Source organism: Morganella psychrotolerans, from assembly GCF_965118875.1.
Lineage (GTDB): Bacteria > Pseudomonadota > Gammaproteobacteria > Enterobacterales > Enterobacteriaceae > Morganella > Morganella psychrotolerans_C.
The window spans coordinates 59357-84137 of record NZ_CBCPJD010000012.1 but is presented as its reverse complement, the minus strand read 5'-3'; the positions used below and the strand labels follow the sequence as shown (position 1 = coordinate 84137).

The 24781-nt window shown below is 40.7% G+C and carries 20 protein-coding genes; 7 read left to right on the top strand and 13 right to left on the bottom strand.

The genetic code is table 11. The features are described 5' to 3' along the window. The first annotated feature begins 133 nt into the window (after window positions 1–133). The 5 genes from ACMHKJ_RS13380 (at window position 134) to rfaL (ending at window position 4218) form a co-directional block, all read left to right on the top strand. The gene (locus tag ACMHKJ_RS13380; protein WP_413494626.1) at window positions 134–571 is read left to right on the top strand and encodes a rhodanese-like domain-containing protein; all 438 of its coding nucleotides are present in this window, start codon (window positions 134–136) and stop codon (window positions 569–571) included. 72 nt (window positions 572–643) lie between these two features. Next, window positions 644–1123: a protein-export chaperone SecB gene (secB, locus tag ACMHKJ_RS13375; RefSeq protein WP_413494624.1), complete on the top strand. Its 480-nt coding sequence runs from the start codon at window positions 644–646 to the stop codon at window positions 1121–1123. Beyond that, window positions 1123–2136: an NAD(P)H-dependent glycerol-3-phosphate dehydrogenase gene (gene gpsA, locus ACMHKJ_RS13370; protein ID WP_413494622.1), complete on the top strand. Its 1014-nt coding sequence runs from the start codon at window positions 1123–1125 to the stop codon at window positions 2134–2136. Before secB ends, gpsA begins: the two co-directional genes overlap by 1 nt. Window positions 2137–2169: 33 nt before the next feature. After that, window positions 2170–2970 (top strand): serine O-acetyltransferase, encoded by an 801-nt coding sequence (gene cysE / locus ACMHKJ_RS13365; protein WP_413494620.1) that lies wholly within the window; start codon window positions 2170–2172, stop codon window positions 2968–2970. A 6-nt stretch (window positions 2971–2976) separates the two neighbouring features. Continuing rightward, the gene (gene rfaL / locus ACMHKJ_RS13360) at window positions 2977–4218 is read left to right on the top strand and encodes an O-antigen ligase RfaL (protein ID WP_413494619.1); all 1242 of its coding nucleotides are present in this window, start codon (window positions 2977–2979) and stop codon (window positions 4216–4218) included. A 165-nt stretch (window positions 4219–4383) separates the two neighbouring features. Here the strand turns inward: rfaL and trmL are convergent, their stop codons facing one another. From trmL to cpxR, 10 genes are all read right to left on the bottom strand, one after another. Further along, on the bottom strand, window positions 4384–4887 hold the full coding sequence (gene trmL, locus ACMHKJ_RS13355; RefSeq protein ID WP_413494617.1) for a tRNA (uridine(34)/cytosine(34)/5-carboxymethylaminomethyluridine(34)-2'-O)-methyltransferase TrmL: 504 nt from the start codon (window positions 4885–4887) through the stop codon (window positions 4384–4386). Between the two features lie 48 nt (window positions 4888–4935). Further along, window positions 4936–6300: a phosphohexomutase domain-containing protein gene (locus tag ACMHKJ_RS13350; protein WP_413494615.1), complete on the bottom strand. Its 1365-nt coding sequence runs from the start codon at window positions 6298–6300 to the stop codon at window positions 4936–4938. Between the two features lie 2 nt (window positions 6301–6302). Next, complete coding sequence (locus tag ACMHKJ_RS13345) at window positions 6303–7700, bottom strand: mannose-1-phosphate guanylyltransferase/mannose-6-phosphate isomerase (RefSeq protein ID WP_413494613.1); 1398 nt, start codon at window positions 7698–7700, stop codon at window positions 6303–6305. A gap of 2 nt (window positions 7701–7702) precedes the next feature. Further along, the gene (locus tag ACMHKJ_RS13340) at window positions 7703–8830 is read right to left on the bottom strand and encodes a glycosyltransferase family 4 protein (RefSeq protein ID WP_413494612.1); all 1128 of its coding nucleotides are present in this window, start codon (window positions 8828–8830) and stop codon (window positions 7703–7705) included. Then, entirely contained in the window at window positions 8830–9939 is a 1110-nt protein-coding gene (locus tag ACMHKJ_RS13335; RefSeq protein WP_413494610.1) for a glycosyltransferase, read from the bottom strand. Before ACMHKJ_RS13335 ends, ACMHKJ_RS13340 begins: the two co-directional genes overlap by 1 nt. A 1200-nt stretch (window positions 9940–11139) precedes the next feature. Then, entirely contained in the window at window positions 11140–12288 is a 1149-nt protein-coding gene (locus ACMHKJ_RS13330; RefSeq protein ID WP_413494609.1) for a CDP-glycerol glycerophosphotransferase family protein, read from the bottom strand. Continuing rightward, entirely contained in the window at window positions 12285–13508 is a 1224-nt protein-coding gene (locus ACMHKJ_RS13325; RefSeq protein WP_413494607.1) for an oligosaccharide flippase family protein, read from the bottom strand. The genes ACMHKJ_RS13330 and ACMHKJ_RS13325 overlap by 4 nt, the downstream gene beginning before the upstream one ends. 50 nt (window positions 13509–13558) lie before the next feature. Then, on the bottom strand, window positions 13559–15058 hold the full coding sequence (locus tag ACMHKJ_RS13320) for an HAD-IIA family hydrolase (protein WP_413494606.1): 1500 nt from the start codon (window positions 15056–15058) through the stop codon (window positions 13559–13561). Between the two features lie 510 nt (window positions 15059–15568). Then, window positions 15569–16939 carry an envelope stress sensor histidine kinase CpxA gene (cpxA, locus tag ACMHKJ_RS13315; RefSeq protein ID WP_067369189.1) on the bottom strand — a complete coding sequence of 457 codons (1371 nt, stop codon included), beginning with the start codon at window positions 16937–16939 and terminating at the stop codon, window positions 15569–15571. After that, entirely contained in the window at window positions 16936–17637 is a 702-nt protein-coding gene (gene cpxR / locus ACMHKJ_RS13310) for an envelope stress response regulator transcription factor CpxR (RefSeq protein WP_067422943.1), read from the bottom strand. Before cpxR ends, cpxA begins: the two co-directional genes overlap by 4 nt. Before the next feature lie 154 nt (window positions 17638–17791). On the opposite strand from cpxR, the gene ACMHKJ_RS13305 reads away from it, so the two are divergent. Next, window positions 17792–18301 (top strand): Spy/CpxP family protein refolding chaperone, encoded by a 510-nt coding sequence (locus ACMHKJ_RS13305; RefSeq protein ID WP_413494603.1) that lies wholly within the window; start codon window positions 17792–17794, stop codon window positions 18299–18301. Window positions 18302–18488: 187 nt separating this feature from the next. On the opposite strand, the gene ACMHKJ_RS13300 is transcribed toward ACMHKJ_RS13305, so the two are convergent. Beyond that, the gene (locus ACMHKJ_RS13300) at window positions 18489–21011 is read right to left on the bottom strand and encodes an autotransporter outer membrane beta-barrel domain-containing protein (protein WP_413494601.1); all 2523 of its coding nucleotides are present in this window, start codon (window positions 21009–21011) and stop codon (window positions 18489–18491) included. A 909-nt stretch (window positions 21012–21920) separates the two neighbouring features. Between ACMHKJ_RS13300 and pfkA the strand changes: the two genes are divergently transcribed. Then, window positions 21921–22898 carry a 6-phosphofructokinase gene (gene pfkA / locus ACMHKJ_RS13295; RefSeq protein ID WP_413494599.1) on the top strand — a complete coding sequence of 326 codons (978 nt, stop codon included), beginning with the start codon at window positions 21921–21923 and terminating at the stop codon, window positions 22896–22898. Between the two features lie 322 nt (window positions 22899–23220). Here the strand turns inward: pfkA and tpiA are convergent, their stop codons facing one another. Both tpiA and ACMHKJ_RS13285 read right to left on the bottom strand, forming a co-directional pair. Continuing rightward, window positions 23221–24000, bottom strand: a complete 780-nt coding sequence (gene tpiA / locus ACMHKJ_RS13290) for a triose-phosphate isomerase (RefSeq protein ID WP_413494597.1) — start codon at window positions 23998–24000, stop codon at window positions 23221–23223. A 133-nt stretch (window positions 24001–24133) separates the two neighbouring features. Continuing rightward, window positions 24134–24754, bottom strand: a complete 621-nt coding sequence (locus ACMHKJ_RS13285; protein ID WP_413494595.1) for a DUF1454 family protein — start codon at window positions 24752–24754, stop codon at window positions 24134–24136. Window positions 24755–24781 lie beyond the last annotated feature (27 nt).

The following is a 24781-nucleotide window of genomic DNA, read 5'->3' as shown; positions in this document are numbered from 1 at the left end:
TTCGCGGCACGCGCCGCAAAATTAAGATGAAAACGGCAACATCCCGGGCAAGATTGGCTGTATTTGACCTGACACACAGGTATACTTCTGCCCTTTGATCTTTGTTATTAACTAACGGGAGTTATTGTCCCCCATGCTGCAAGAAATTATGCCATTTGTTAGTAAGCACCCGATTATCGCCCTTGTGTGGGTTGCGTTACTGGTTGCTGTTATTTTACTGACCTTCAAAGGAATGTTTTCCAAAGTGAAAACCATTCCCCGATCCACAGCTATCATACTGATTAATAAAGAAGAAGCGATTGTTGTGGATACCCGTACCCGGGACGATTTCCGCCGTGGTCACATCATTGATGCGGTGAATCTGACTCCGTCAGAAATTAAAGATAATAATCTCGGCGAAGTGGAAAAACACAAAAGCCGTCCGGTTATTCTGGTTTCTGCCAATGGTATGGACCTGGGTAAACCGGCAGAAAGCATGATTAAAGCCGGGTTTGAACGTGTGTTTGTGCTGAAAGACGGACTCTCCGGCTGGACCGGTGATAACTTACCGCTTTCCCGCAGTAAAAAGTAACCCGGCAAAGGACGTTTGAATTAACACCCTTTGTAACTCAAACTATTTATAAGGATATCAAAAGGTAACATTATGTCAGAACAACAAAACACAGAAATGTCTTTCAACATTCAGCGCGTCTATACCAAAGACATCTCTTTTGAAGCGCCGAATGCCCCTGCGGTTTTCCAGCAGGACTGGCAGCCGGAAGTGAAAATGGATCTGGACACCGGTTCAACCAAACTGGCGGATGATGTTTATGAAATCGTTCTGCGTGTCACTGTGACCGCAACACTGGGCGAAGAAACCGCATTCCTGTGTGAAGTTCAGCAGGCCGGTATTTTCACCATCGGCGGTCTGGAAGGCACTCAGTTAGCACATTGCCTGGGTGCATATTGCCCGAATGTTCTGTTCCCGTATGCACGTGAGTGTATCGCGGGCTTAGTTGGCCGCGGTACATTCCCGCAGCTGAACCTGGCGCCGGTTAACTTTGATGCCCTGTTTATGAGCTACCTGCAACAGCAGGAAGAGCAGCAGGTAGCCGCGCCGCAGGGTGGCGAACAGGAAGCATAATGACAGACGCTTCTATGACTGTACTCGGTGCCGGTTCTTACGGCACCGCTTTAGCGATCACACTTGCCCGTAACGGGCATCGTGTGGTGTTATGGGGACACGATCCGGAACACATCCGCCAGCTTGAAGCCGATCGCGCAAATCAGGCATTTCTTCCCGATGTTCCGTTCCCTGACACCCTCATTCCGGAAGCCTCCCTTGAAAAAGCACTCGCTGCCAGCCGCAATATCCTGCTGGTTGTGCCGAGCCATGTTTTCGGGGATGTACTCAAACGTGTAAAACCACTACTGCGACCGGATGCCAGAATTATCTGGGCAACCAAAGGTCTGGAAGCGGAAACCGGGCGTCTGCTGGGTGAAGTGGTTCGTGAAGTGCTCGGCGACCAAATCCCGCTGGCGATGATTTCCGGCCCCTCTTTTGCCAAAGAACTGGCTGCCGGTCTGCCGACCGCAATTGCCGTTGCTGCAACTGAACCGGCATTTGCCGATGAAGTTCAGCAGCTTTTCCACTGCGGAAAAAGTTTCCGTGTGTATAAAAACCCTGACTTTACCGGAATTCAGCTCGGCGGTGCCGTGAAAAACGTCATTGCGATTGGTGCGGGAATTTCGGACGGAATGGGCTTTGGTGCAAACGCGCGTACTGCACTTATCACCCGTGGTCTTGCTGAAATGACCCGCCTTGGCGTGGCATTAGGCGCAGATCCTTCGACCTTTATGGGTATGGCCGGTCTTGGTGACCTGGTGCTGACCTGTACTGACAACCAATCCCGTAACCGCCGTTTTGGCATGATGATGGGGCAGGGCGTGAGTGTGGATGATGCACAGGCACAAATTGGTCAGGTCGTGGAAGGTTACCGGAACACCAAAGAAGTCCGTGCGCTGGCAGAGCGTGCCGGTGTGGAAATGCCCATCACTGAGCAAATCTATCAGATACTCTATTGCAATAAAGATGTGCTCGAAGCGGCCCGTGCTCTGTTGGGACGTGCCACCAAAGAAGAAGGTGAGCGCTTTTAAGCCCGTTTTTTATCCGAAGTCTGTGAGGTAATTATGTCCTACGAAGAACTGGAAGAAGTCTGGAGCCATATAAAGCAGGAAGCGCGGGATTTTGCTGATTGTGAGCCGATGCTGGCCAGTTTTTTCCATGCGACATTACTCAAGCATGAAAACCTGGGCAGTGCGCTCAGTTTCATGCTGGCCAATAAACTGGGGACGCCCACCATGCCGGCAATTTCTGTCCGCGAAGTGGTGGAAGACGCCTACAGCAATGACCCGCAGATGATAAAATCTGCTGCGCAGGACATCAAAGCGGTCTGTCTGCGTGACCCTGCGGTAGATAAATACTCCACGCCGCTGCTGTACCTGAAAGGCTTTCACGCATTGCAGTCTTACCGCATCGCCAACTGGCTGTGGAAGCAGAACCGCAAAGCGCTGGCGACCTATCTCCAGAATCAGGTGTCAGTGACATTCGGCGTGGATATACACCCTGCGGCACAAATTGGTCACGGTATTATGTTTGACCACGCCACCGGAATTGTGATCGGTGAAACGGCAGTGGTGGAAAATGATGTTTCTATTCTGCAATCCGTCACACTCGGCGGAACCGGTAAAACCGGCGGCGATCGCCATCCGAAAGTCCGTGAAGGTGTAATGATTGGCGCAGGTGCAAAAATCCTCGGCAATATTGAAATCGGGCGAGGCGCCAAAATTGGTGCGGGCTCTGTGGTATTACACCCTGTACCGCCGCACACGACGGTCGCCGGTGTGCCCGCAAAGATTGTCGGCAAACCCGGTTGTGACAAACCCTCGCTGGATATGGATCAGCACTTTAACGGGTGCGAAGGGATTTAAACTATCGTGATTAAAAAATCATTGAGTCATGGAGTAAACAGCCGTGGATTAAACACCCATGGACTGTGGAGCCTGTTTATTGTCGGGGGATATATTTCCCTGCTGTATGTTACAGGGGTCACCCGTTACAAAACGATTTTTTTTGCGCTGATCGCCGCAACTGCGCTCTGGCATATTATCCGTTACCGTAAAGCTTGCTTGTCTCTGTTCAAAAACCCGATCTCACTCTGTATCGGGTTATTCACGCTGGTAATAATTTATGGTCTGCTGATTTCACCTGATTGGCGCGGCAGTCTTTCTGATATAAAAAACAGTCACTTCCGTGATGTATTACTGATGTTTGTCCTGATCGTGCTGGTGCTGATGAAAACGCCGCAGGAACAAGTGCTGAAAATGATCATCACCGCATTTACTGCAGGATTACTGTTTGTCTGCCTGCGGGAGCTATATCTGTATTATCTCGATTACCGTCAGGGGATTATGCCGTTTACCAATTTTAATCACCGTGATGTTTCTGACGCGCTGATTATCTTCTTCCCGGTACTGATTGCGCACTGGCACCTGATGAACAAGCGCAGTGTATGGCAATGGGCGGGGTTGCTCACACTGGGCGCACTGATGCTCTTTGTTTTACTGGGAACTTTGGCACGGGGCGCATGGCTGGCGGTATTGATAATGTATTTCCTGGCATTTGGACTAAACCGCAATAAAGGCATGGTTGTGGCAGCATTGCTGGTGCTGGCATTGGGTGCAATTGCTGTATCGCAGTATGGTTTAGGAAAAGACAATGGCATTTTAAACCATAAACTAAGCCAGACTGATAGCAGCTATCGTTATCAAAACGGTACCCAAGGAACGGCGTATGAACTGATCATGGAAAACCCCTTAAAAGGGCATGGTATAGGACGGCAGGTTTATAACCAGGCTTATGATACCGCCGCGATTCAGAACCCTGACTGGACATTCCGCACCTCTATCGGCTCACATAATGTTTTCCTTACTTACTGGTTTGCCTGCGGTATTGCGGGGCTTCTGGGAATGATTTACCTGGTATTTACCTTTTCCCTTTCAGGAGCGATTGCTGCCGACAGGCGGGATAAACTACAGTTTCAGGTGATTATCACACTGGTCACGTCATTCCTTGGTTATATTGTTGTGCGCGGTAACTTTGAGAATGTGCATATCAGTGTATTGGGTGTGTTGTTTGCATTGCTGCTAATGGCAACGCGGATTGAAAAAAGAACATAGCCGGAAAGATGATTTATTCAGGTTAAAAAAATCAGATCAAAAAAGGCGGTTTCATCACAGTATGAAACCGCCTTTTTTATAGCAGGTAATTTTGCGGGTATATACCCAACGTCATTCAGGATGTAACCAACGCATCTGCAGCCTGAATGAATAAGGGTATGATTGTTAATCCCGCAGTAAGGCCCCCATATAATCCAGTTGCCGCCAGGCTTCAAACACAATCACCGCGACAGTATTGGATAAATTCATACTGCGGCTGTCCGCCAGCATGGGTACGCGAATCTTCTGCTCAACCGGCATATTATCCAGCACATAAGGCGGCAGCCCGCGCGTTTCCGGTCCGAACAACAAATAGTCCCCCGCCTGATAGCTGACATTGCTGTGGCGTGGCGTTCCTTTGGTGGTCAGAGCAAACACCCTGTTCCCGGTGGGGGACTGTGCATTATCCGGGCTCAGCGCTTCACTTTCCAGGAACGCGGTATAATCATGATGATGTTTGATATCCGCAAACTCGCTGTAATCCAGCCCGGCACGGCGCAGGCGCTTATCATCCCAGGTAAACCCCAACGGATGAATAAGGTGCAGCCGAAAGCCGGTGTTAGCACACAGACGGATAATATTGCCGGTGTTCGGCGGTATTTCAGGTTCGAACAGGACGATGTTGAGCATGGTTTGGATTTGAAGAAAAATAGTAAGTCAGATATTGAATGATACCATTCAGTCTCTGAGAATATTCAGGATAAGATCAGTTTTTTCTTTCATTAACTCAATATCAGCACGGGATTCAACATTTAATCTGACAACCGGCTCAGTATTAGAGCATCGTAAATTAAAACGCCACTCTTTAAATTCCATACTAATACCATCAGTTTTATCTATGACGATAGCATCATCCTGAAAGTATTCAGTTACACGCATGATTGCACTTTCAGGCTCAGTCAGAGTAGAATTAATTTCACCTGAAGAAGGATAATTAGCTATATATTGTTTAACCAGTTGTGATAAGGAAATAGATTTTTTACTGAGTAATTCGATTACCAGAAGCCATGGAATCATTCCTGAGTCGCAGTAAGCAAAATCTCTGAAATAATGGTGAGCACTCATTTCACCGCCATAGATAGCATCTTCTTTACGCATTTTTTCTTTAATAAAAGCATGACCTGTTTTGGATAGAACCGGTATACCTCCAGCATTACTGACAACATCTATAGTATTCCAGCTGAGTCTGGGATCATGAATAATTTTGGCACCCGTTTCTTTTTGTAAAAATGCTTCAGCAAGCATTCCGACAATATAATAGCCTTCTACGAAGCATCCATTTTCATCAAAGAAAAAACAACGGTCAAAATCACCATCAAATGCAATTCCAAGATCTGCATTATGTGCTATTACAGCATTCTGAGTGTCTTTCCTACATTCAGGTAATAATGGATTAGGAATACCATTAGGGAAATTGCCATCAGGATTATTAAATAACTTAACAATAGAAATAGGGGTGTTTGATAATTTAAATCTATGTTCTATTTCATCAATAACATGACCAGCAACGCCATTCCCTGAATTTATAACTAGTTTCAGCGGCTGAATGGATTTTAAATCAAGATAAGAAAAAAGATGATCAACATAAGGATGTAAATTCGATATCTTAGTAAGATAGCCCTGTTTTTTAACAGAAGGAAATGAATTCTCCTCTGCTATTTTTTTTATTTCGTTTAAGCCGGTATCCCCGCTGATCGGCTTTGATTGCTCTCTAACCAGCTTCATTCCATTGTAATCAATAGGGTTATGGCTGGCAGTAATTTCAATGCCACCGCAAGCATTGAGGTTACTGGTAGCAAAGTAAACTTCCTCGGTACCGACTATTCCTATATCGAGAACATTACAGCCAGAATCGATGATTCCTTGAATTAATGCTTTTTTCAATAGATCTGAGCTGTTACGACAGTCACAGCCAATAACAACGTTAGATGGGGACAGATAAGCACAATATGCACGGCCAATTCGATAAGCGATATCTTCATTTAAGTTATTACCGATTTGGCCACGAATGTCGTAGGCTTTGAAACATGATAAATTAGACATAATTATAATATAGTATCCGATAAGCGTAAAATATCATTTTCATCAAGATAAGTTCCGGAACGAACTTCTATTAATTCTAAAGGAATTTTTCCTGGGTTTTCTATTGAATGAACTTCACCAATCGGTATATATGTTGATTCATTTTCAGTTAATATAAAACTAGATTCACCTTTAGTTACCTTTGCTGTTCCTGAAACCACGACCCAATGTTCAGCTCGGTGATAATGAATTTGTAATGAAATTTTATTCCCTGGCTTAATAACAACTTTTTTTACCTGATAGCGCTCACCATCATCAATAGAATCCTGTGAACCCCAAGGCTTTAACTCATTGCGATGCTTAATGTAATGGTATTTATTATCTTCTTTAAGTAAAGTAATAATATCTTTAACAGATTGCACTTGATCTTTATCTGCAATAAGAATTGCATCATTTGTTTCTATTACTGCAATATTATTTAATCCAACAGCAGCAACAACTCTTTCGGAGGAAGATATATAGCAATTAGATACGTCTTTTGTGTAAACATCACCTGATATCACATTACCAGCCGAGTCTTTGTTGCTTATTTCCCAAATAGCATCCCAAGCACCGACATCATTCCAACCAGCATTTAATGGTATCATTGCAGATAGAGATGTTTTTTCCATGACAGCATAATCAATTGAATCTGAATCGGATTTGTTGAATTCATTTTCATCAATGCGAATAAAATCAAGGTCACAACGAGATTTTTTTAAAGCAGCTTTACATGAGTCATAGATGTTTGGCGCGAATTTTTTCAATTCTTCTAAATAAGCAGAAGCTTTAAATAAAAACATTCCACTATTCCAAAAATAATCACCAGACTCTATATAATTTAATGCAGTAGAATAGTTCGGTTTTTCTTTAAATGAAGAAACTTTAAAAATTTCAGGAGAGATTAAGTTTCCTTTTTTAATATATCCATAACCTGTTTCTGGTGATAAAGGAACGATACCAAATGTAATTAAATAACCATCCGTAGCTGTTTTTTTTGCTTTTAGTATCGTATCTATAAAGATATTATTATTATTTATAATATGGTCTGATGGTAATATCAAAAGAAGTGGGTCAATTCCGCTTTGTAGTGCTTTAAAAGCAGCTAATGCAATAGCAGGTGCGGTATTCTTTTTTTCAGACTCTAAAATTATGCCGGATAAAACAAAATTTTTTAATTGTTCAGCAACAAGAAAACGATGTTCAGTGTTACAAACGACTAAAGGAGGTTCACACTCTAGTGTATCAAGACGAGAAACAGTATTTTGTAATAATGAATTCTCACCAAAGATAGATAAAAATTGTTTAGGATATTCTTCCCTTGATAACGGCCATAAGCGACTGCCTGAGCCACCAGCAATAATAACTGGCAAAATAGTCATGGTTAATCCTCAAAAGTATGATAAAGCGCATTATATTGATTTATCATTTTTTCTATTGGGAAATTTTTAGTAACATAAGTATGCCCATATTCCCCCATATTGACTGCGATCTCCGGATTTTCGATCAAGTAAATAATTTTATCGGATATCCTATTAATATCTTTTGGTTCGGTAAGAAAACCCATTTTTTCATCGATGACTACCTCAGGTATACCTTCAACATTAGTAGCTATAATAGGTAATTTATAGTATGCCGCTTCAGTTAATGTAAATCCGAAAGCTTCAAAAATAGAAGGAGATATAAAAATATCAGAATTATTATAGAACTCTGATGTACTGCCACTCCATCCGTACATAACGACAGAGTCATTTAAACCTAAAGCATTAACTAAATTAACGCAATCATCAAATAAATCACCATCACCAACAATATTTAAGCTAATCTCGTTATGTTTTTTTTTGCATAAATAAAATGCTTTAATTAAGGTCAATGGATCTTTTTGTTTATCCAGCCTTCCAACAAATAGTAATTTAACTATTTCAGAACGAGAATGAATCTGGTTATTTTGTAATTTCGTAAAGTCTATTCCATTGTAAATACTGATACTTTTTTTCCATGGAAAAAACTTGTAATATTTTAAATAAAATTTATTAACAGTTACGTTATAATGTCCAAATTGAAGCGAAATAATTTCGATTATATAAAATAGTAGCCTTGTGATAAAAGACGTATGCTTATGAAAAGCGATCCCATGAACAGTATGGATTATTTTTTTTATACCGGCTAGGCGAGCTGTAATTCTGGCAACAAATCCAGGCTTTGTCGAATTAGTATGTATAATATCAAAGTTATATTTTTTAAAAATATGATACAGCTCAGGAAATACTAGAATATCATGGAGTCCTATGCTTCTCTTCAGGTGCTTAACCCAAATTATTTCAACATCAATACTATTAAATTGTCTAATAAAATCTTCTTTTTGTTTATTATCAACAATCTCGGATGATGAGCATATAATGTATTTCCTATCGGCCAATGTGTTTTTTAAAATCTCAAAAGAAAACAATTGAGCACCAGATAGTTTAGGTATAACCTGAACATGAGCGATAGTACATATTTGTTTAGACATTATATTAGTTCTTTTTCTATTTCATCTATCATCTGTTTGGATACAGATTCATTACTGAAGTAATCAATGAATAATTTTCGAGGATTATCAAGATATGCTACATTTTTGATCAAATTAATGAAATCTTCAGTAGTATCAGCAGAAAATAAATTTTTATTATCGATGACATTTTCATAGCCAATTAATGCAAATGGAGAGCCGATTGTTAATTTATTATAAGAGAGTGCTTCTGCTATTTTTACTTTCATACCACCACCAGAAAATACTGGGGCAATTATTATATCAACAGAGTTATAAAATTCAGTTATTGAATTAACTGTACCTAATATTGATACATTCTCATTAGATAAATCAGATGTATATTTTTCAAAACCATTTCCCGCAATAATGAAATTATATTCCGGTAGTAGTGGAGAGAGTATTTTTGAAATATATTTTGCAGCCTCTACATTCGCATAAAATGCAGTACCAAAAAAACCAATATTACGAGGGGTAAGCTCAGAGAACGATATGTTATTATATTCCTCTCCTATATGTGAAGGAAGGGTGACAGGTAATAAGAAATCAGCTGACCTTTTATATAACTTACGGGCTCTATCTGAATCTGACTTATGTAGCATAAATAATTTATTAGAATATTTTATAGCGGAACGTTCATTAAGCCAAGCAGACCAAAACGATGGTATATATTGGAGTTGATTTTTTCTCAATCTGTTTATTTCAAAATCATACTCTATGTTATGGAAAAATGTTATTATTTTTACATCTGGATACTTATTATTAATTAATTTAGCTAATTTCCCAAGATAACTACTATCTAGGTAAATTAATGCTGGTTTTTCTTTATCGATTATAATAAGGATTTCTTTTATTGTATTAAATGATAGCCGGCCAGAAAAACCTAATAAGTTATTAAATGCGGTTGTTATTTTATTTTTGCTTGCATGAACAGAATAGTCACATCTATTATTTGATTTTCTAGAGATAGCGATACTTATAATATTTGATGATAATTTTAATTTTTCCAAATTTGACCAGCTAACAACACTACCACCAAAAGATGTGTCAGTATCAAGATAGGGTGAGATATAGATTATTTTATTTGACATTATTATCTACCGTGCTTTTAAGGAATAGAGGCAATAACATTAATATTGAAATGGAAGTAAGGTTATTGGAAAAGGATATAAATAATAGGATACCAAGTATTATTAGTTGCGAGTTAAAGCATACGTTTAACTTCTTTGTCAAGTACACTAAAGACATTTGAAATAAAACAAATATTAATATAGAAATTAATCCATAGTTAAAAGATAAGAATGAAAAATAGTCTTTAGGAACGAAATATAGTGGTTTGTCTATAAAGCCAATTAATTCTAGGCTGTAGTTTTTAGTGATTGATATATTGGTGAATGTTTTTATAGACTCGACTAATACAGGGTCGTTCATATTAAAGACGAAGCCAAAAGGTCTATCGTAAATATATGAAAATCGATGAAATATAAAGAAAAATCGAGTGTAAAATGAGTCTCTACTAGCCTCAGGTAAGAGTTCAATAAAGCTTGGATGAATTGAATATATGGAAACAATAAAAGAACTTATTGTGACAATAGGTATAAAAGATAATAGTAAATTTAAAAGAGATAACTTGCGGTTTGATAAAATGTATATGGAATAAAGTAAGGTGAGTGTTATTTGAATTAAAAATGCAATTTTAGAACCTGATAAATAGACTAAAAATATAAATATAAAACTAGTAATAATAAATGTTATGTTTTTTTTAATCAATGTTAGTGTTGCTAAAAATAAGGAAACCAAGTATGTTCCAGCAAATGATGGCTCACTGAATGTTAATGTGAATTTCCCTGATGAATAGAATGGATATTTATAACCATTACCATGGTTAATAAACTCTAAAACATCATCATTAATATAGATATATTTAGAAATGAGATATAGCACAAAGCATACAAAAATATAAAGATAGTTTATTTTTAGGAATAATAATAAATCAATAATATTTCTCATTCTAAAGCTATAATAAAATATAGAAATATTTCCAAGGAAAATAAGGTTATTTATTGCGAATAAATAGGTATCCCCATTAGATAAGAAAAAACAAAAAAAAGTCAACAGCACGATAGATAATATAAATAATCTATATTTAATTGAGGATGATGATAGGAAGGTATATATTATTAATAGTGACATCAGACATAGCGTCACTAATAAGTCATAAGAAAAAGAAAAAGAAAAATGATATTTAATAGACCATTTTTCGAATAAAGACATCAGTAATAATATATATATCATCTTTTTAATTTTTTGTTAATGATTAAGTCAAGAATGCTTTGAGTTGATTGGTGTTTTTTAATATATGAAAAATCATATATGGTGTCAAAGCAATATTGTATATTTTCTAAAAAGTCATCAAAAGAACTAAATTTATGCCCTGGGGTGAGCTTGTCATTATAGTAATCAAAATATAGACCAATATTTTTCAAATACGTATTAATGTCAGGGCAAATAAAAGCAATCCTTTTATTATCATCTAATAAATCAAAATATATACTAGAGTAATCAGTTATAATTAGGTCGGATATTTTTCCTAATGGATAGGGGTCTATTTCAGTGTAGAGTATGACCTTGTTCAGAGATAAAGAGTTAATTCTATCCAATAGTATAGATACTTCTAGTGGATGTGGCTTTATATATATAAGATAATTTTTTTCATTTGCTAGTATATTTAAATGTATCAAGGCATCATCGGTGATATAAGAAAAGAAAGATGGCATGATATTAGCTCTATATGTAGGAAATATACTTATTATTTTATTTTTTATTTTTTGTTTTTTTATTGTATCATCTATTTTTGAATATAAAACCCGAGGTTGCTCGACATAAATTATTCTATTTTTGATAGTGTTAAATGCGCTCATAAAATATGGTGTAAATATTGAATTTGATATGCATAGGTAGGTGTGTCTTTTATAATCCAAGTATGGAAATAGCTTCCAGTATAAATTTATTTTCACATTCTTCAGTAAGTTAGATTCTAGATGATTGAAATCAGTGTCATTCCCGATTTTTTTTAATGGTAACCCATGCCAAAGTTGAACTATTACCGCGCCATTAGTGAGTATCGATATGAAGTCATCAATAGAGTGAGAGTTAATAAAATAATAGGCTCTTAAATGAAGAATGATGCTTCTAAATGAATATATATATATAGCATCACCATATTTTTTTGCTTCTGCGATAGCTTGTTTATTTTTTGACACATAAATAAATTGGTTTTTATCGTTTTTATATTTATTTATTTCTATGAATAAATATTTTGGATTGTCGGAAAAGTTTGTTTTTTTATTACTACCAAATAAAACAATATTTTTATTTCGAGGGATTAATTTAATTAATAAAAACAATGGAAGGAATAGTAGCAATAGGATTTTTTTCATTTTACTTTCTTTATTAATTTCGTGAAAACTATAACTCTTATATTCATTATGATAAATTCAACGATACAAATTGAGCTGGCAACTAAGATCGCACTTAATAAGTTATGGATGTATAGAATAAACAATAATAAAGCTTGTATTGACGCCCCTAATATTACAGTTTTATTTGGGATGTCTAATCTATTTATTGTTGAGAATGCTGGGTATCCAAAGTTAATACTAACAAATGTAAATATTATTGTTAGTAAAAAAATACGAAGAATATTATCTGCATGGTAATAGTTAGCTCCATAGATTAAGCTTAGTATTTCACCAGAAAAAAACATCATAATAAAACAGCCGGCCATTAATGGAATTAATAATAAAAATGTTATTCTATATATATCATGGCTATTCTTTGTTCTGGACAGGTATGGAAATAATGCCTGGCTTACAGGCGAACATAAATTTTGCCCTGAAAAATATAATTTTTCAGCACTTGAATATAGTGCGGCTTGTGTAAGACCACTAAATGTACCTATGATAAAGGTACTTGCAGATGTATATATAACCACTGCAGCTCTAGATATAAAAAAATATGACCCATTTATAAATATTTTTTTAATTAATTGTATTCTAGGTACTTTAAAATAATATCCATTACTATATATACTTATGATGCTAAAAGTAGCACCAACTAGATTGCTAATAGCTAAGCAAAAAAGAAGAATGCTAATATCACTAGAATTATGGACGAAAATAATAACTAGTAATAAATATGTTAGCTTAGATAATGATGTTATCACCATTATAAACAACATCTTTTCTATTCCTTGAAAAAACCATGTGGATTGAAACGATTGGAAAAATATTGTTGCTAACGTAAGTGTTAGGTATTCTAATTCTATGTTGTTAACTTTAAAATAGTAAGTAATTGGAATGGATACGATAATAAAAAGAAATATTTTTATAACATAGACACTTGTTATGTGATTACTTATTTTTTCTTTATTATTTTTATTTAATGCTATCTTATTTGTTGAATATATATTGAACCCATATTCAGTTAAGACTAGAGACATAGTGATAATGGATATTATTACCATAAAGAAACCAAATTGTTCAGTGGTGAATATTCGACTTAAATATGGCAAGACTATAAGTGGTGATAAATAATTTATAATTTGCATGATAGATAAAATAAATATATTTCTGAATAAACCTTTTTTACTTGGAGTCATTTTATCTATCATATTTATAGTTGAGTTAGTATTATTATACAATGAAGTTTTTAATTTTTACTTATTAAATCAAATTTTTTCAAAATATACGTAGGTTTAATATCACTGTTTTCAATCTCATCTCGTTGAGTGTCGCCACTCAATACAAGAATAGAATCAACATTTGCATTGTTTGCCATCAATATATCTGTATATAGGCGATCTCCAATCATTAACATATCTGATTTTTTTAGTTTGCTTTCTTTTAAAATCAGTTCGATTAAATCAGCATTTGGTTTACCAAATATTTTATATGGTTTAATGCCTGTTGTTTTTTCAAGAGTAGATATTGTTGTTCCGATATCAGGGATTGGACCATCTTCGCTTGGACAAAAAATATCACAATGAGTCGCGATATAGTCTATATTGTTATTTATTAGCCGGCATGTGGTTTTAAGTTTTGAATATGTTAGTTCATTATCATAACCTACAACAATAAACTCTGGTGAATGAGAGCAAAATTCAAATCCAGCATCAATTATTTGTTTTTGTAGACTTTTTGTTCCAAGTACATATACCTTATTTACTTTTTTCTCTTTCAGATAGTTGATAACACTGTCGGTAGATAATTTAATATCTTCAAGACAACAGTCTATACCAAGAGAATGGAGTTTTGATAAGTATTCTGTATTGTTTTTAGATGAGTTATTGGATATGAATTTTACTGTTTTATTTTTTTCTTTTAAAATTTTTATTGATTCAATAACGTTTGGAATAATTTCATTTCCAACATAAATCGTTCCATCTAAATCAAAGCAATAGCATGTATAGTCAGTTATCTTTTTTTTTAATTGAGAAAAAATTTTATCGGATAAGGCTAAGTCATCGTAGTTATCAATTTCTACCCAAGCAGTATTCTGTATATTAAATGGCTTGAATTTTAACTCTTGAGACTGAAATAACCGTTGCATTGCTATCTCAGTCCAATCTTTCTTGTTTTTTTCATTTACAATAATTCGCTCCAATTCTTCAAAGAATATCTCGGAAGATGTTTCGGAGAATTTATAAAAATCAATAGAACATCCTAGTGTATCTTCTTCTGAAATTTGCTTAGATATATTAATAATCATACCTGCATCATTGCAAGTAATTTTCATTGACTCTTCATTATATAAAGAAAAATCAACAGCGACGATATCTTTTTCTGGTGATGAAATCATGTCTGTTATTAGATTGTTTTCAACCGCAAGATCAGCGTTATTAAGAATGAAGGCTTTTCCATTGATATAATTTTTGGCTAGATATAGTGAGTACATATTATTGGTATCTTCGTATTCACTATTTTCAATAATATGTATATTTAGCTCTTTAGTATATTTACAGTAATTACGAATTGCATCACCTTCATAACCAACAATAATAATAATATCCGTTATGCCTGCATTTTTATATGCGTCAAGTTGGTATTGGAGGATTGGTTTTCCTGCTGTTGTTACCAGACATTTCGGTTTATTGTTTGTCATTGGTCTGAGTCTGGAACCAACACCTGCAGCTAATATTACCCCAATCATAACTTCTCCTAATTACTATATTTGATAACCATAGCTACCGCACTGGGTTACGGCTCCCAGAGTGCGCTATTGCGAGTTTATCTTACTGATATTATTGAATAATCTGGTCAGTAAGTGATGTATTGCTTTGTAACACTCTGATTTTTGATAGTTATTACGAATGACGCGACGTTAATCATCAGTAGTGTTTATATTTGCTGCCAAAGGCTAGTCGTATTCCGTAGCCAGGTCAAGCATCATAACACTCGCTTATCTTTCATTAAACGCACTTTATCCGGTTTAAAGTAATAATATTTTTCATTAATGTTGTTTTCTTTGTGTTACTAGCTAAAAAAACGTCTTTTTCATTTAAGACTATGGATTGTTACTTTTTTTAATCGGTATGTGAGCGTTTACAGTGGAAATGTTTTTTGTTGAATATAGTTCGAATATTGTTATTTAGGAAAACAGCATCACCGGAACAGAGGTTCCGGTGATGCTGTTTTCTTCTGCAATCTTTTTTGATTTGTCTCAGCGCGGGTGTAGCGGCAGCCAGATTTCCAGCCGCAGACCGCCGAGCGGGCTGTCATTAGCAATTACTTTGCCGTTGTGCTGGCTGATGGCGGTGCTGACTATCGCCAGTCCCAGTCCGGTTCCGCCGGATTCGCGGTCGCGGGCTTCGTCGGTGCGGTAGAAAGGCCGGAAGATATGTTCGCGATCTTCCGGGCTGACACCGGGACCGTCATCATCCACTACAATGCTTATTCCCTGAGTATCCGCACTGAATGCAACCTGAATGCGCTGATTCGAGTAACGCAGTGCATTGCGGACAATGTTTTCAAAGGCGCTGCCGAGGGCGGATGGATTACAGTAAATTGTCCACGGGCCAGGCGGTGAGGTTATCTCCAGCGTTTTATGGCGCTGCTCTGCCTCAAACTTCGCGTCATCAAGAATATCATCCCATAACTCATTGGCTTTAATGTTCTGGCGCAGCAACTCGTTTTTGTGCTGACTGCGGGAGAGCACCAGTAAATCGTTTATCATGCCGTCCAGGCGCTGTGTTTCGGTTTCAATGCGCTCAAGCTCTTTGTTCTCACCATGCCGGCGGCGCAGTAATGCAGTCGCAAGTTGCAGACGGGTGAGCGGGGTGCGCAGCTCATGGGAGATATCCGATATCAGCCGTTGCTGTGCATTCACCATGCGCTCCAGAGCACTTATCATCTGGTTAAAGCTGTTACCGGCGGCAAGAAATTCCTGCGGACCGGATTCCAGTTCCGGATGCTGGCGCAGATTGCCTTTGGCTACATCATCTGCCGCATTTTTCAGTTTACGGGCTGGTTTTGCCAGGCTCCAGGCGAGCCAGAGCAGTAATGGCGAGCTGATAAGCATGGTCGCGGCGAGTAACAGGAACGGGCGATCAATCAGGAAATTGATAAAATCAGACTGTGCGGTATTTGCCGGACGAATGAGATAGAGCTGATAGCGGTCTTCGCCGTCACGGACTTCAAACGGGCCGAGAAGCTCAATGCGCCCGTAGCGTTTCTTTTTCGGGTTGTCGGTGTTGTCGGACTGCCCCATAAAGTTGCGGATAACCTGGGAGTCATTACGGATAGGCCCGATGATGCGCCCCTCCGTGGTGACAATAATCAGGCGTTTGTCCGGCGGGGTCCATTTCACCAGCGCACGGGTCAGCCGCCGCCACCAGAGCAGGTCATTCGCAGGGTCCTGTGCCAGGTCGGATTCAATATGCTGTTGCAGCATCATTCCCTGGCGGTACTCTGCCTCCTGAAGAGGCATGAGTTGCCGGGAATCGAGTTTCGGCACCATCAGCACCAGTAATAACACCAGTGCGAGGGTGAACCAGAAAATCGCGAAAATCCGCGCGGTCAGGCTGCTTATCATGTTGCGGATACCATCAGATAGCCGCGCCCGCGTAAGGTTTTAAACCACGGCAGCCCGTCGGTGCGCTCCGGTAATTTACGGCGCAGGTTTGATATGTGCATATCAATTGCGCGATCAAACGGGGTCAGGCGCTTGCCCAGTACTTCCTGGCTGAGGTGTTCACGGCTGACAACCTGTCCCAGATGCTGTGCGAGCAGATAGAGCAGGGTGAACTCGGTACCGGTCAGGTCGAGCACTTCATCAGCAAAGCTTGCTTCCTGGCGTCCCGGGTTGAGTTGCAGTTTATCCACCATCACAACAGATGAGTTGCTGCCGGTATCATTCTGCTGCTGTTCACTCCAGTTGGAGCGGCGCAGGATTGCGCGGATACGGGCGACAAGCTCCCGGTCGTTAAACGGTTTCGGCAGATAGTCATCTGCGCCCAGTTCAAGCCCCAGAACGCGGTCTAAATCACTGCCGCGTGCGGTCAGCATAATCACCGGTGTCTGGAAATTCTGGCGCAGCTCTTTCAGGGTTTCAATACCGTTTTTACGCGGCATCATAATATCGAGCAATAACAGATCTATGGAATCATCAATCAGGGTCAGAGCCTGCTCGCCGTCATGTGCAATGACAACGTTGAACCCTTCCATATCGAGTAACTCTTTTAACAGCGACGTTAATTCGCGGTCATCATCAACAAGCAGTATCTTATTCATTATTTACGTCCTCCACGAGCAAAATACGACAACAAACGTTTCTATTCCATGACTTTACGTTCTTTTACATGCTCTGACGCATGTTTGCAGCCGGGTGCGTATAGTTAATTCCAACGAGTCAGGTGACACAGGCTCAGAAGTTTAAGGAGTTGATATGGGTAAGATAGCAACAATCACTTTAGCGTCAATCTTTGTGATGCACACTGCGCCGGTTTTTGCGCAGGATACAGAAAGTGATAGCCGGGAAAACGCCGCCCAGTGTCACAGTCAGTATAAAGGTATAACGACATCAGGGGGAGATGGTTATACCTCTATGTTGACCGGCATCCGGTTAACGGAAGAACAACGGATGCGGTTGCGGGATTTAATGGAAAATTACCGCGACCAGTTACGCAACGTTCGTAATCTTGCGGAAGATGATATCGCGCTTTATGAACTGGTGAAAGCCATACAGTTTGATGAGACCGCTGTCAGGTCACAACTGGAAAAAGAGATGCGTAAACGGTTGGATTATCAGGTTGAGATGATTCGGGTTCATCATCAAATGTACCAGTTACTCAACCCGGAGCAGAAATTGCAGCTTGATGCGACATTTGAGCCGGAAGGTATTCATGTATCGCCGGCACCCCCTGTCGTCACATCAGCGCAGAATACCGCGCAATGAATTTGTCAGAGTAGTGAAGTGTAGTGAGTCGTAGAGCAGTTAAGTAGCACCCAAGAAGTTTTTCCTTGCCATAGACACCATCCCTGTCTTTTGCGCCCCTCAATGAGGGGCTTTTTTTTGTCTGTGATTCGGGCAAAAAAAGAGGCCCGCAGGCCTCAATAGAGAACAGAGATAACAATATGAAAGATTAAAAATTGTAGCGCACACCGATATTGCCGCTCAGCGGGGATTCTGTTTTATCGCCATTACGGTAATTAACTTCAGCGAATGCCTGAATTTGCGGATTGAAGCGGATGGTTATCCCGCCACCGGCTTTCAGACTGTCACCGGAGAAATCCGTATCAAAGGTATTGCGTTGGTTAATCGTGACCTGGTTATTACTGATAAATTCATGCTGCCAGGCCAGTTTTGTATAAGGTGACAGTTCAACCTGATTGCTCAGCACAAAATCTTTGCCCAGATGCAGACCGAGTTCTGATTGCAGTGACTGCTGTGCATCCAGTTTTGCCTGCATATTGTTGTTCAGGCTGACGGTTCCGCTGTCTGCCCGCATGTAAGTCAGTCGTGCATACGGCTCAGCCCAGAAAGCCTGTGGCAGAGTAAAGGAATAACCCGTTTCTGCTGCTGTGCCGTAAGCGTTCTGTGAGTAATCCCCTTTAATGCTGCTGTGATTCGTGGAAGTGGCACGCAGCTTATTATTAAAGTGGTTATATTTCAGAACACCATCGATATACCAGCCGTTGCCGTCAAACCAGGTGGCATAGCCGCCGGCGGTGATGCTGTCGATTTTGCTGTCACCGCCGCGCTGATGTTTCAGTGTGGCATTATTATAACCGGTAAATACGCCGAGCCAGAGTTGTCCCTGTGCCAGGTCAACCGGTGTATCCGCACCTAATTCAACACCGCCCTGATTCAGTTTAAAGCGGGTGTGCCCTGTATTCGCACGGGTTTTATCACCGGTTAAACGCATCCATACCCCGGCATCACCCTGATTATTGCGTAATTCACCTCTGCGTAGACGCAGGTTATTGAGTTCGTGGTTGAAAATCAGTTGCGGGGCGCTGGCCAGTGATAAAATCGCATCAGTAGCCGGGGTAGTTTTATCCTCCGGCACTACCGGCGGAACAATGCCCGGATCACCGCCATCATCTTTCTGTGCCGCCAGATACCAGATTTTGCCATTCTGATCTTCACGCTGATGCAGTGAGTACATATAGGTGCCGCCATCAACAGCATTGATGTTTGAGCCACCGAATGCACCTAAGTTAAATTTTGCGTTACCGCTTTTATCTGTCACCAGATCAAGGCGGGATTCATCCGGACGGGTAATTTCCGCGCCGGAATCCTGTATATTCAGTGCGTGTTCACCGCTGCCGGTATTAACCGTCAGATAGTCGCCGTGCTGTTCGGCAATCGCTGTATTCATATGGAATGTCTGGTTGCCGGAAAGCGTATCGATCATCAGGTGGCTGTATCCGGCGGTAACCGGTGCAACAAAACGGACTTGTCCCTGCCCGCTGAGTGAGCCGGTGAATGCGGTATTGCCGCTGTCGCCGGTGATCACCATCAGTGTGCTGTCCGCGCCGGATAAAATAACGTTTTCGGCATAGGCACCGGCATCAGCGGCTTGCTTGTCCTGCGCACCTGCGGTGAGTTGTAACTGCGCCCGGTCATTAACTGTTATTGCACCCAATGCCTGAGCGCCGGCGGCCAGCCAGCTTTTGGCGCTGTCATACAACGTGGTACCGGTTGCAGACGAGCCGCCGAAGATGCTTTGTGTACTGTTATTCCACAATTGAGTATCAATGGCCTGCCCGCCGTTTTTCAGAATTTGAGCGCCGCCGTTTTTAATTTGAGTTGATTCTGCGATACCGGCCGCTGCCGTGTCATTCTGGCGGAAGATATATTGTTCTCCGCCGTCAACAGTGGTATTTGTTGCTTTGGAGTCATCCACGACATATTGCCGCCCACCGGTATTCACCAGCGTATTATCAGCGAAGCCTTTCTGATGAAGCTGTTGAAAGCCACCGCTCTGAATCACTGAGCTATCTGCAACGCCCCCGGAGCGGAGCATCTGAGAGCCGCCGTCATTAATCTGCGTATTCAGGGAGTGACCATCCTGCTGAACGTATTCATAACCGCCGCTGTTAATTTGTGTACCGGAAGATTGCCCGCCGGAATAGATATATAATTTCCCACCGCTGTTGACGGTGTTATTTTCCGATTTTCCCGGATCATCTGCCTGACCATTATTACTGACATACACGGTTCCGCCATTAAGTACGGAATCTTTCAGTGTACCACCGTCGAGCACACGGATTAATCCGCCGCTCTGAATATCAATACGGCTGCCGGTTGCCGGAAAGCCGGAATGGTAGCCATCCCAGGTGATATGTGTATTTTTATCAATCCAGACTTCGGCACCGCCCTGAACTTGTGAGTCCTCAAAAAGACCTAATACACTGAGTTTACTGCCACTCAGCATTGTCAGGTTTTTTGCGATACCGATATAATCATCAGGGTTACCTTCTACCCAGGCGCCGACTTCAAAGCATTCATCCGCAGTTAGTTCACCACTTAATACGAAATCGCCACCGTAAGTAACCTGGCTTCTGTCACCGCAAAATGTGGCAGCCCTGACTAAGGAAGGTGCGGTCGTGAATAAAATAGCAAAAATAGCGAGATGCAATATTTTCTTTTTTGTTTTCATTAATTATTCCCTGGTGTTGGTGAAATATAACGAAAGCCATTTCGTTAATATAGAAATGGTAATGATTTATAAATAATGATGTTTTGTATGAAATGAGTATCTTATTTAAGTTATGTTTAATCAACGGGTGGGAAAATGGTAATTTATATACGTCTTTCACCCTTTTTTATCGAAAATGGCATTTTATTCACATTGTGAGTAAAGCTAAATTAATGATTTTTAATGTTCACCTCTGTAGTATAAACCTCTTGTTTTATCCGTTTTTGGGTTGATTTTATTATTTCTGTATTGTTATTCAGTCTGTTATCTAACTTGGTTACCAGTAATAAGAGTAAAAACGATAACGTAATAAATATTAAATTAGTGTGTCTGAATGTTAGCGATGATATTTTTTAAATTATCGGTGATAAATTAAATTCAATAGTTCCGTATAAGTAGTTAATTATTTGTTGTTCTTTTTTTATATTTCATAACATGTATTTTGAAATAATTAGTTACATTTTGCTCTTGTTTGTTACACAATGTGGGGTAAATCCGGATATATATTTTTTATCCGATGTGATTTTTATTTTTATTCTGTTCCTTCCGTTTTTTCTTTATACACCGCATTATTTGTGAAATAAATGTTGTAATAACGCTAATTGTTTTCTATTTTTCGGGTATCCTTAACGGATTATCTGAGTGATGCGTTTATCTGCTTTCCGGTGTCTCAAAATGACAAAAAAATCCGCAAAAGCAGGTGCATCCGGTAATGTCTTATTTTATTATAAGATTAGGTGAATCAATTCAGCTTTGTGTTATTACACGATATTACGATAATGAATTCCCGAGGCCCTGCCGGGGTGCGTGGTACTATGCCGGTGAGGTTTTTCAGATTAGCAACTATTGCATCTACAATCAGAGGTCATCATGAGCAAGAAGATCAAACGAATCGGTGTGCTGACAAGTGGTGGCGATGCGCCGGGTATGAATGCCGCTATCCGGGGTGTTGTCCGCGCCGCACTGTCAGAAGAGCTGGAAGTTATCGGTATTTATGACGGCTATCTCGGGCTGTATGAAAACCGGATGAAAAAGCTCGACCGTTTCAGTGTCTCTGATGTTATCAACCGTGGCGGAACGTTTTTGGGTTCGGCGCGTTTTCCTGAATTTCGTGATGACAAAGTCCGTGAAAAAGCCATCGAGAATATGCGCAAAAATGATATCGATGCATTAGTTGTCATCGGCGGAGATGGTTCTTACCTCGGAGCTAAAAAGCTGACAGAAGCCGGTTTTCCGTGCATCGGGCTGCCCGGCACCATTGATAATGACGTAGCGGGAACGGATTACACCATCGGCTATTTCACTGCACTGGAAACGGTTGTGGAAGCAATTGACCGCCTGCGTGATACCTCAACTTCCCATAAACGTATCTCTATTGTGGAAGTGATGGGGCGCTATTGCGGTGATCTGACTCTTTCAGCCGCAATCGCCGGGGGATGTGAATTTATTGTTCTGCCGCCGAATGAAGTGGAATACAGCCGCGATGAACTGATTGCTGAAATTAAAGCGGGGATTGATAAAGGCAAGCGCCATGCGATTGTGGCAATCACCGAACACGTAACAGATGTGTATGAACTTGCCCGCCAGATTGAGGCAGAAACACATCACGAAACCCGCGCCACCGTTCTGGGGCATATTCAGCGTGGCGGTTCGCCGGTTGCGTATGACAGAATTCTGGCGTCCCGCATGGGCGCATATTCTATTCAGTTGCTGCTGGAAGGTTACGGCGGGCGCTGTGTGGGTATTCAGAATGAGAAGATGGTTCATCACGATATTATTGATGCGGTGATGAATATGAAGCGGGTGTTTAAGAAAGATTGGTATGAAACTGCCAAGAAACTCTACTAAAAATCCTCGTCATCCTTCGGCCTGTGGCCGTGTTGGCTGCGTTCGGCTAACCGGGTCACATACTGATGTATGCTCCCCGGCTATCCTCACTTTGCCGCCTTGCCACAGACCGAATGATTTAGAGGATTGACCTGATAAAGGTCTGAATAAAGAGCAGGGCTGATTTTTTTCAGGTGAAATTTTAGGTCAAATGGTTTGGCGTGATTTAAATAGTTGTATTGATTATTCTTCAGGCGGAATGATTTAAAACGTTATACAAATACCAGATACAAAAAAGCTGCGGATAATTTCGCAGCTTTTTGCATTTCAGCTGGTGGCTGATTTATTTTACAGCTTTTGTGGCTTTTGCTGCGGCTGCTGCTTTGACGATGACAGCAAAGGCATCGGCTTTCAGAGATGCGCCGCCGACTAATGCACCGTCGATATCCGGCTGGGTGAACAGCTCTGCGGCGTTCTTGTCATTGACAGAACCGCCGTACTGGATAATAACCTGCTCTGCCACTTTCGCATCTTTCTTCGCGATATGGCTGCGGATAAATTTATGTACTGCTTGTGCCTGTGCCGGAGTGGCAGATTTGCCGGTTCCGATAGCCCAGATTGGCTCATACGCAATAACCGCACCCATAAAGGCTTCTGCGCCCTGAGTGTTCAGTACGGCGTCAATCTGACGTGCGCAGACTTCTTCTGTTTTGCCGGCTTCGTTTTCCGCATCAGACTCACCGATACACAGAACCGGAGTCAGACCCAGTTTTTTCAGAACAGCGAATTTCTCTGCGACTAACTCATCACTTTCACCGTGGTAAGTGCGGCGCTCTGAGTGGCCGACAATAACGTAATGTGCGCCGATATCTTTCAGCATTTCAGGGGATGTTTCGCCGGTGAATGCACCGGAGAAATTCAGACCCGTGTCCTGTGCACCAAGCGCAATAGTGGAGCCTGCCAGGACTTGTTTTGCCTGAGAGAGATAAAGCGCAGGTGGTGCTATCGCAATGTCACATCCGGTGATACCGCAGACTTCCTTGCGCAGAGCTGTTATCAGCTCATAAACCATTTTACTGCTGCCGTTCAGCTTCCAGTTACCCATAACTAAGGGATGTCGCATTGTATTTCCTCCAACAGGGATGAGTTTAATGACGTGAGCTTCATTACCATTGTCCGCGCAGAGTGGCGAACAGGCAAACAGAGGGACAGTATAGTAAAACCTGTGCGAAATAGCTTTGCTTTTCCGCCGTGATTTACTGTCCGGCTTTACTATTAGATAGTGAAAGCTTAATCGGTTCAATAGCGAAAGTTACTCCCTTTTCACTATCAACTACCAGAAGATAGCGCAACGCGCCGAATTGCGAGGCATAGGTGCCCGCCTGAAAGTCTGTTGCCAGCGCCCGGCTCAGTGCGGTATCAATATTATTATTGTTAAGTGTGGGTTCGAACTGAATAATCAATGCCTTAATATAGGCGAGCATCCGTGTGCGGTTTGCTTTGCTTTGTGAACTGTCTGCGGCAGGAAGCAGAGTCAGTTGCAGGCTTTTTATTTTTTCACTGTCTCGTTCCAGCACTGCAGAGGAGTATAAATACGGGCTTATCCTGGTGGCGGCGCGCAGATAGCTTGCCGCAATGTCGTTTGATGCCACGACTTTGTATTCCCGCAATGGCAGCGTCGGGTTGTTGCGGTTAAACTGTTCGCGCATTACGGGGATAGTTGTGTCGAATGTCGGCGCATCCGGTTGCAGCCAGAGAGTTTCCGGCGCACAGGGGATAGGGATCAGTACAGCGTCACCCGAAAAACCCGGTATACTGAACAGCAGTAAACTTCCCGGTATAAGGGCGGTCAGCGCGAGTTTTTTTGCGGCTTTCATAGCTTACTCCCGGTCGTCCGTCAGCGA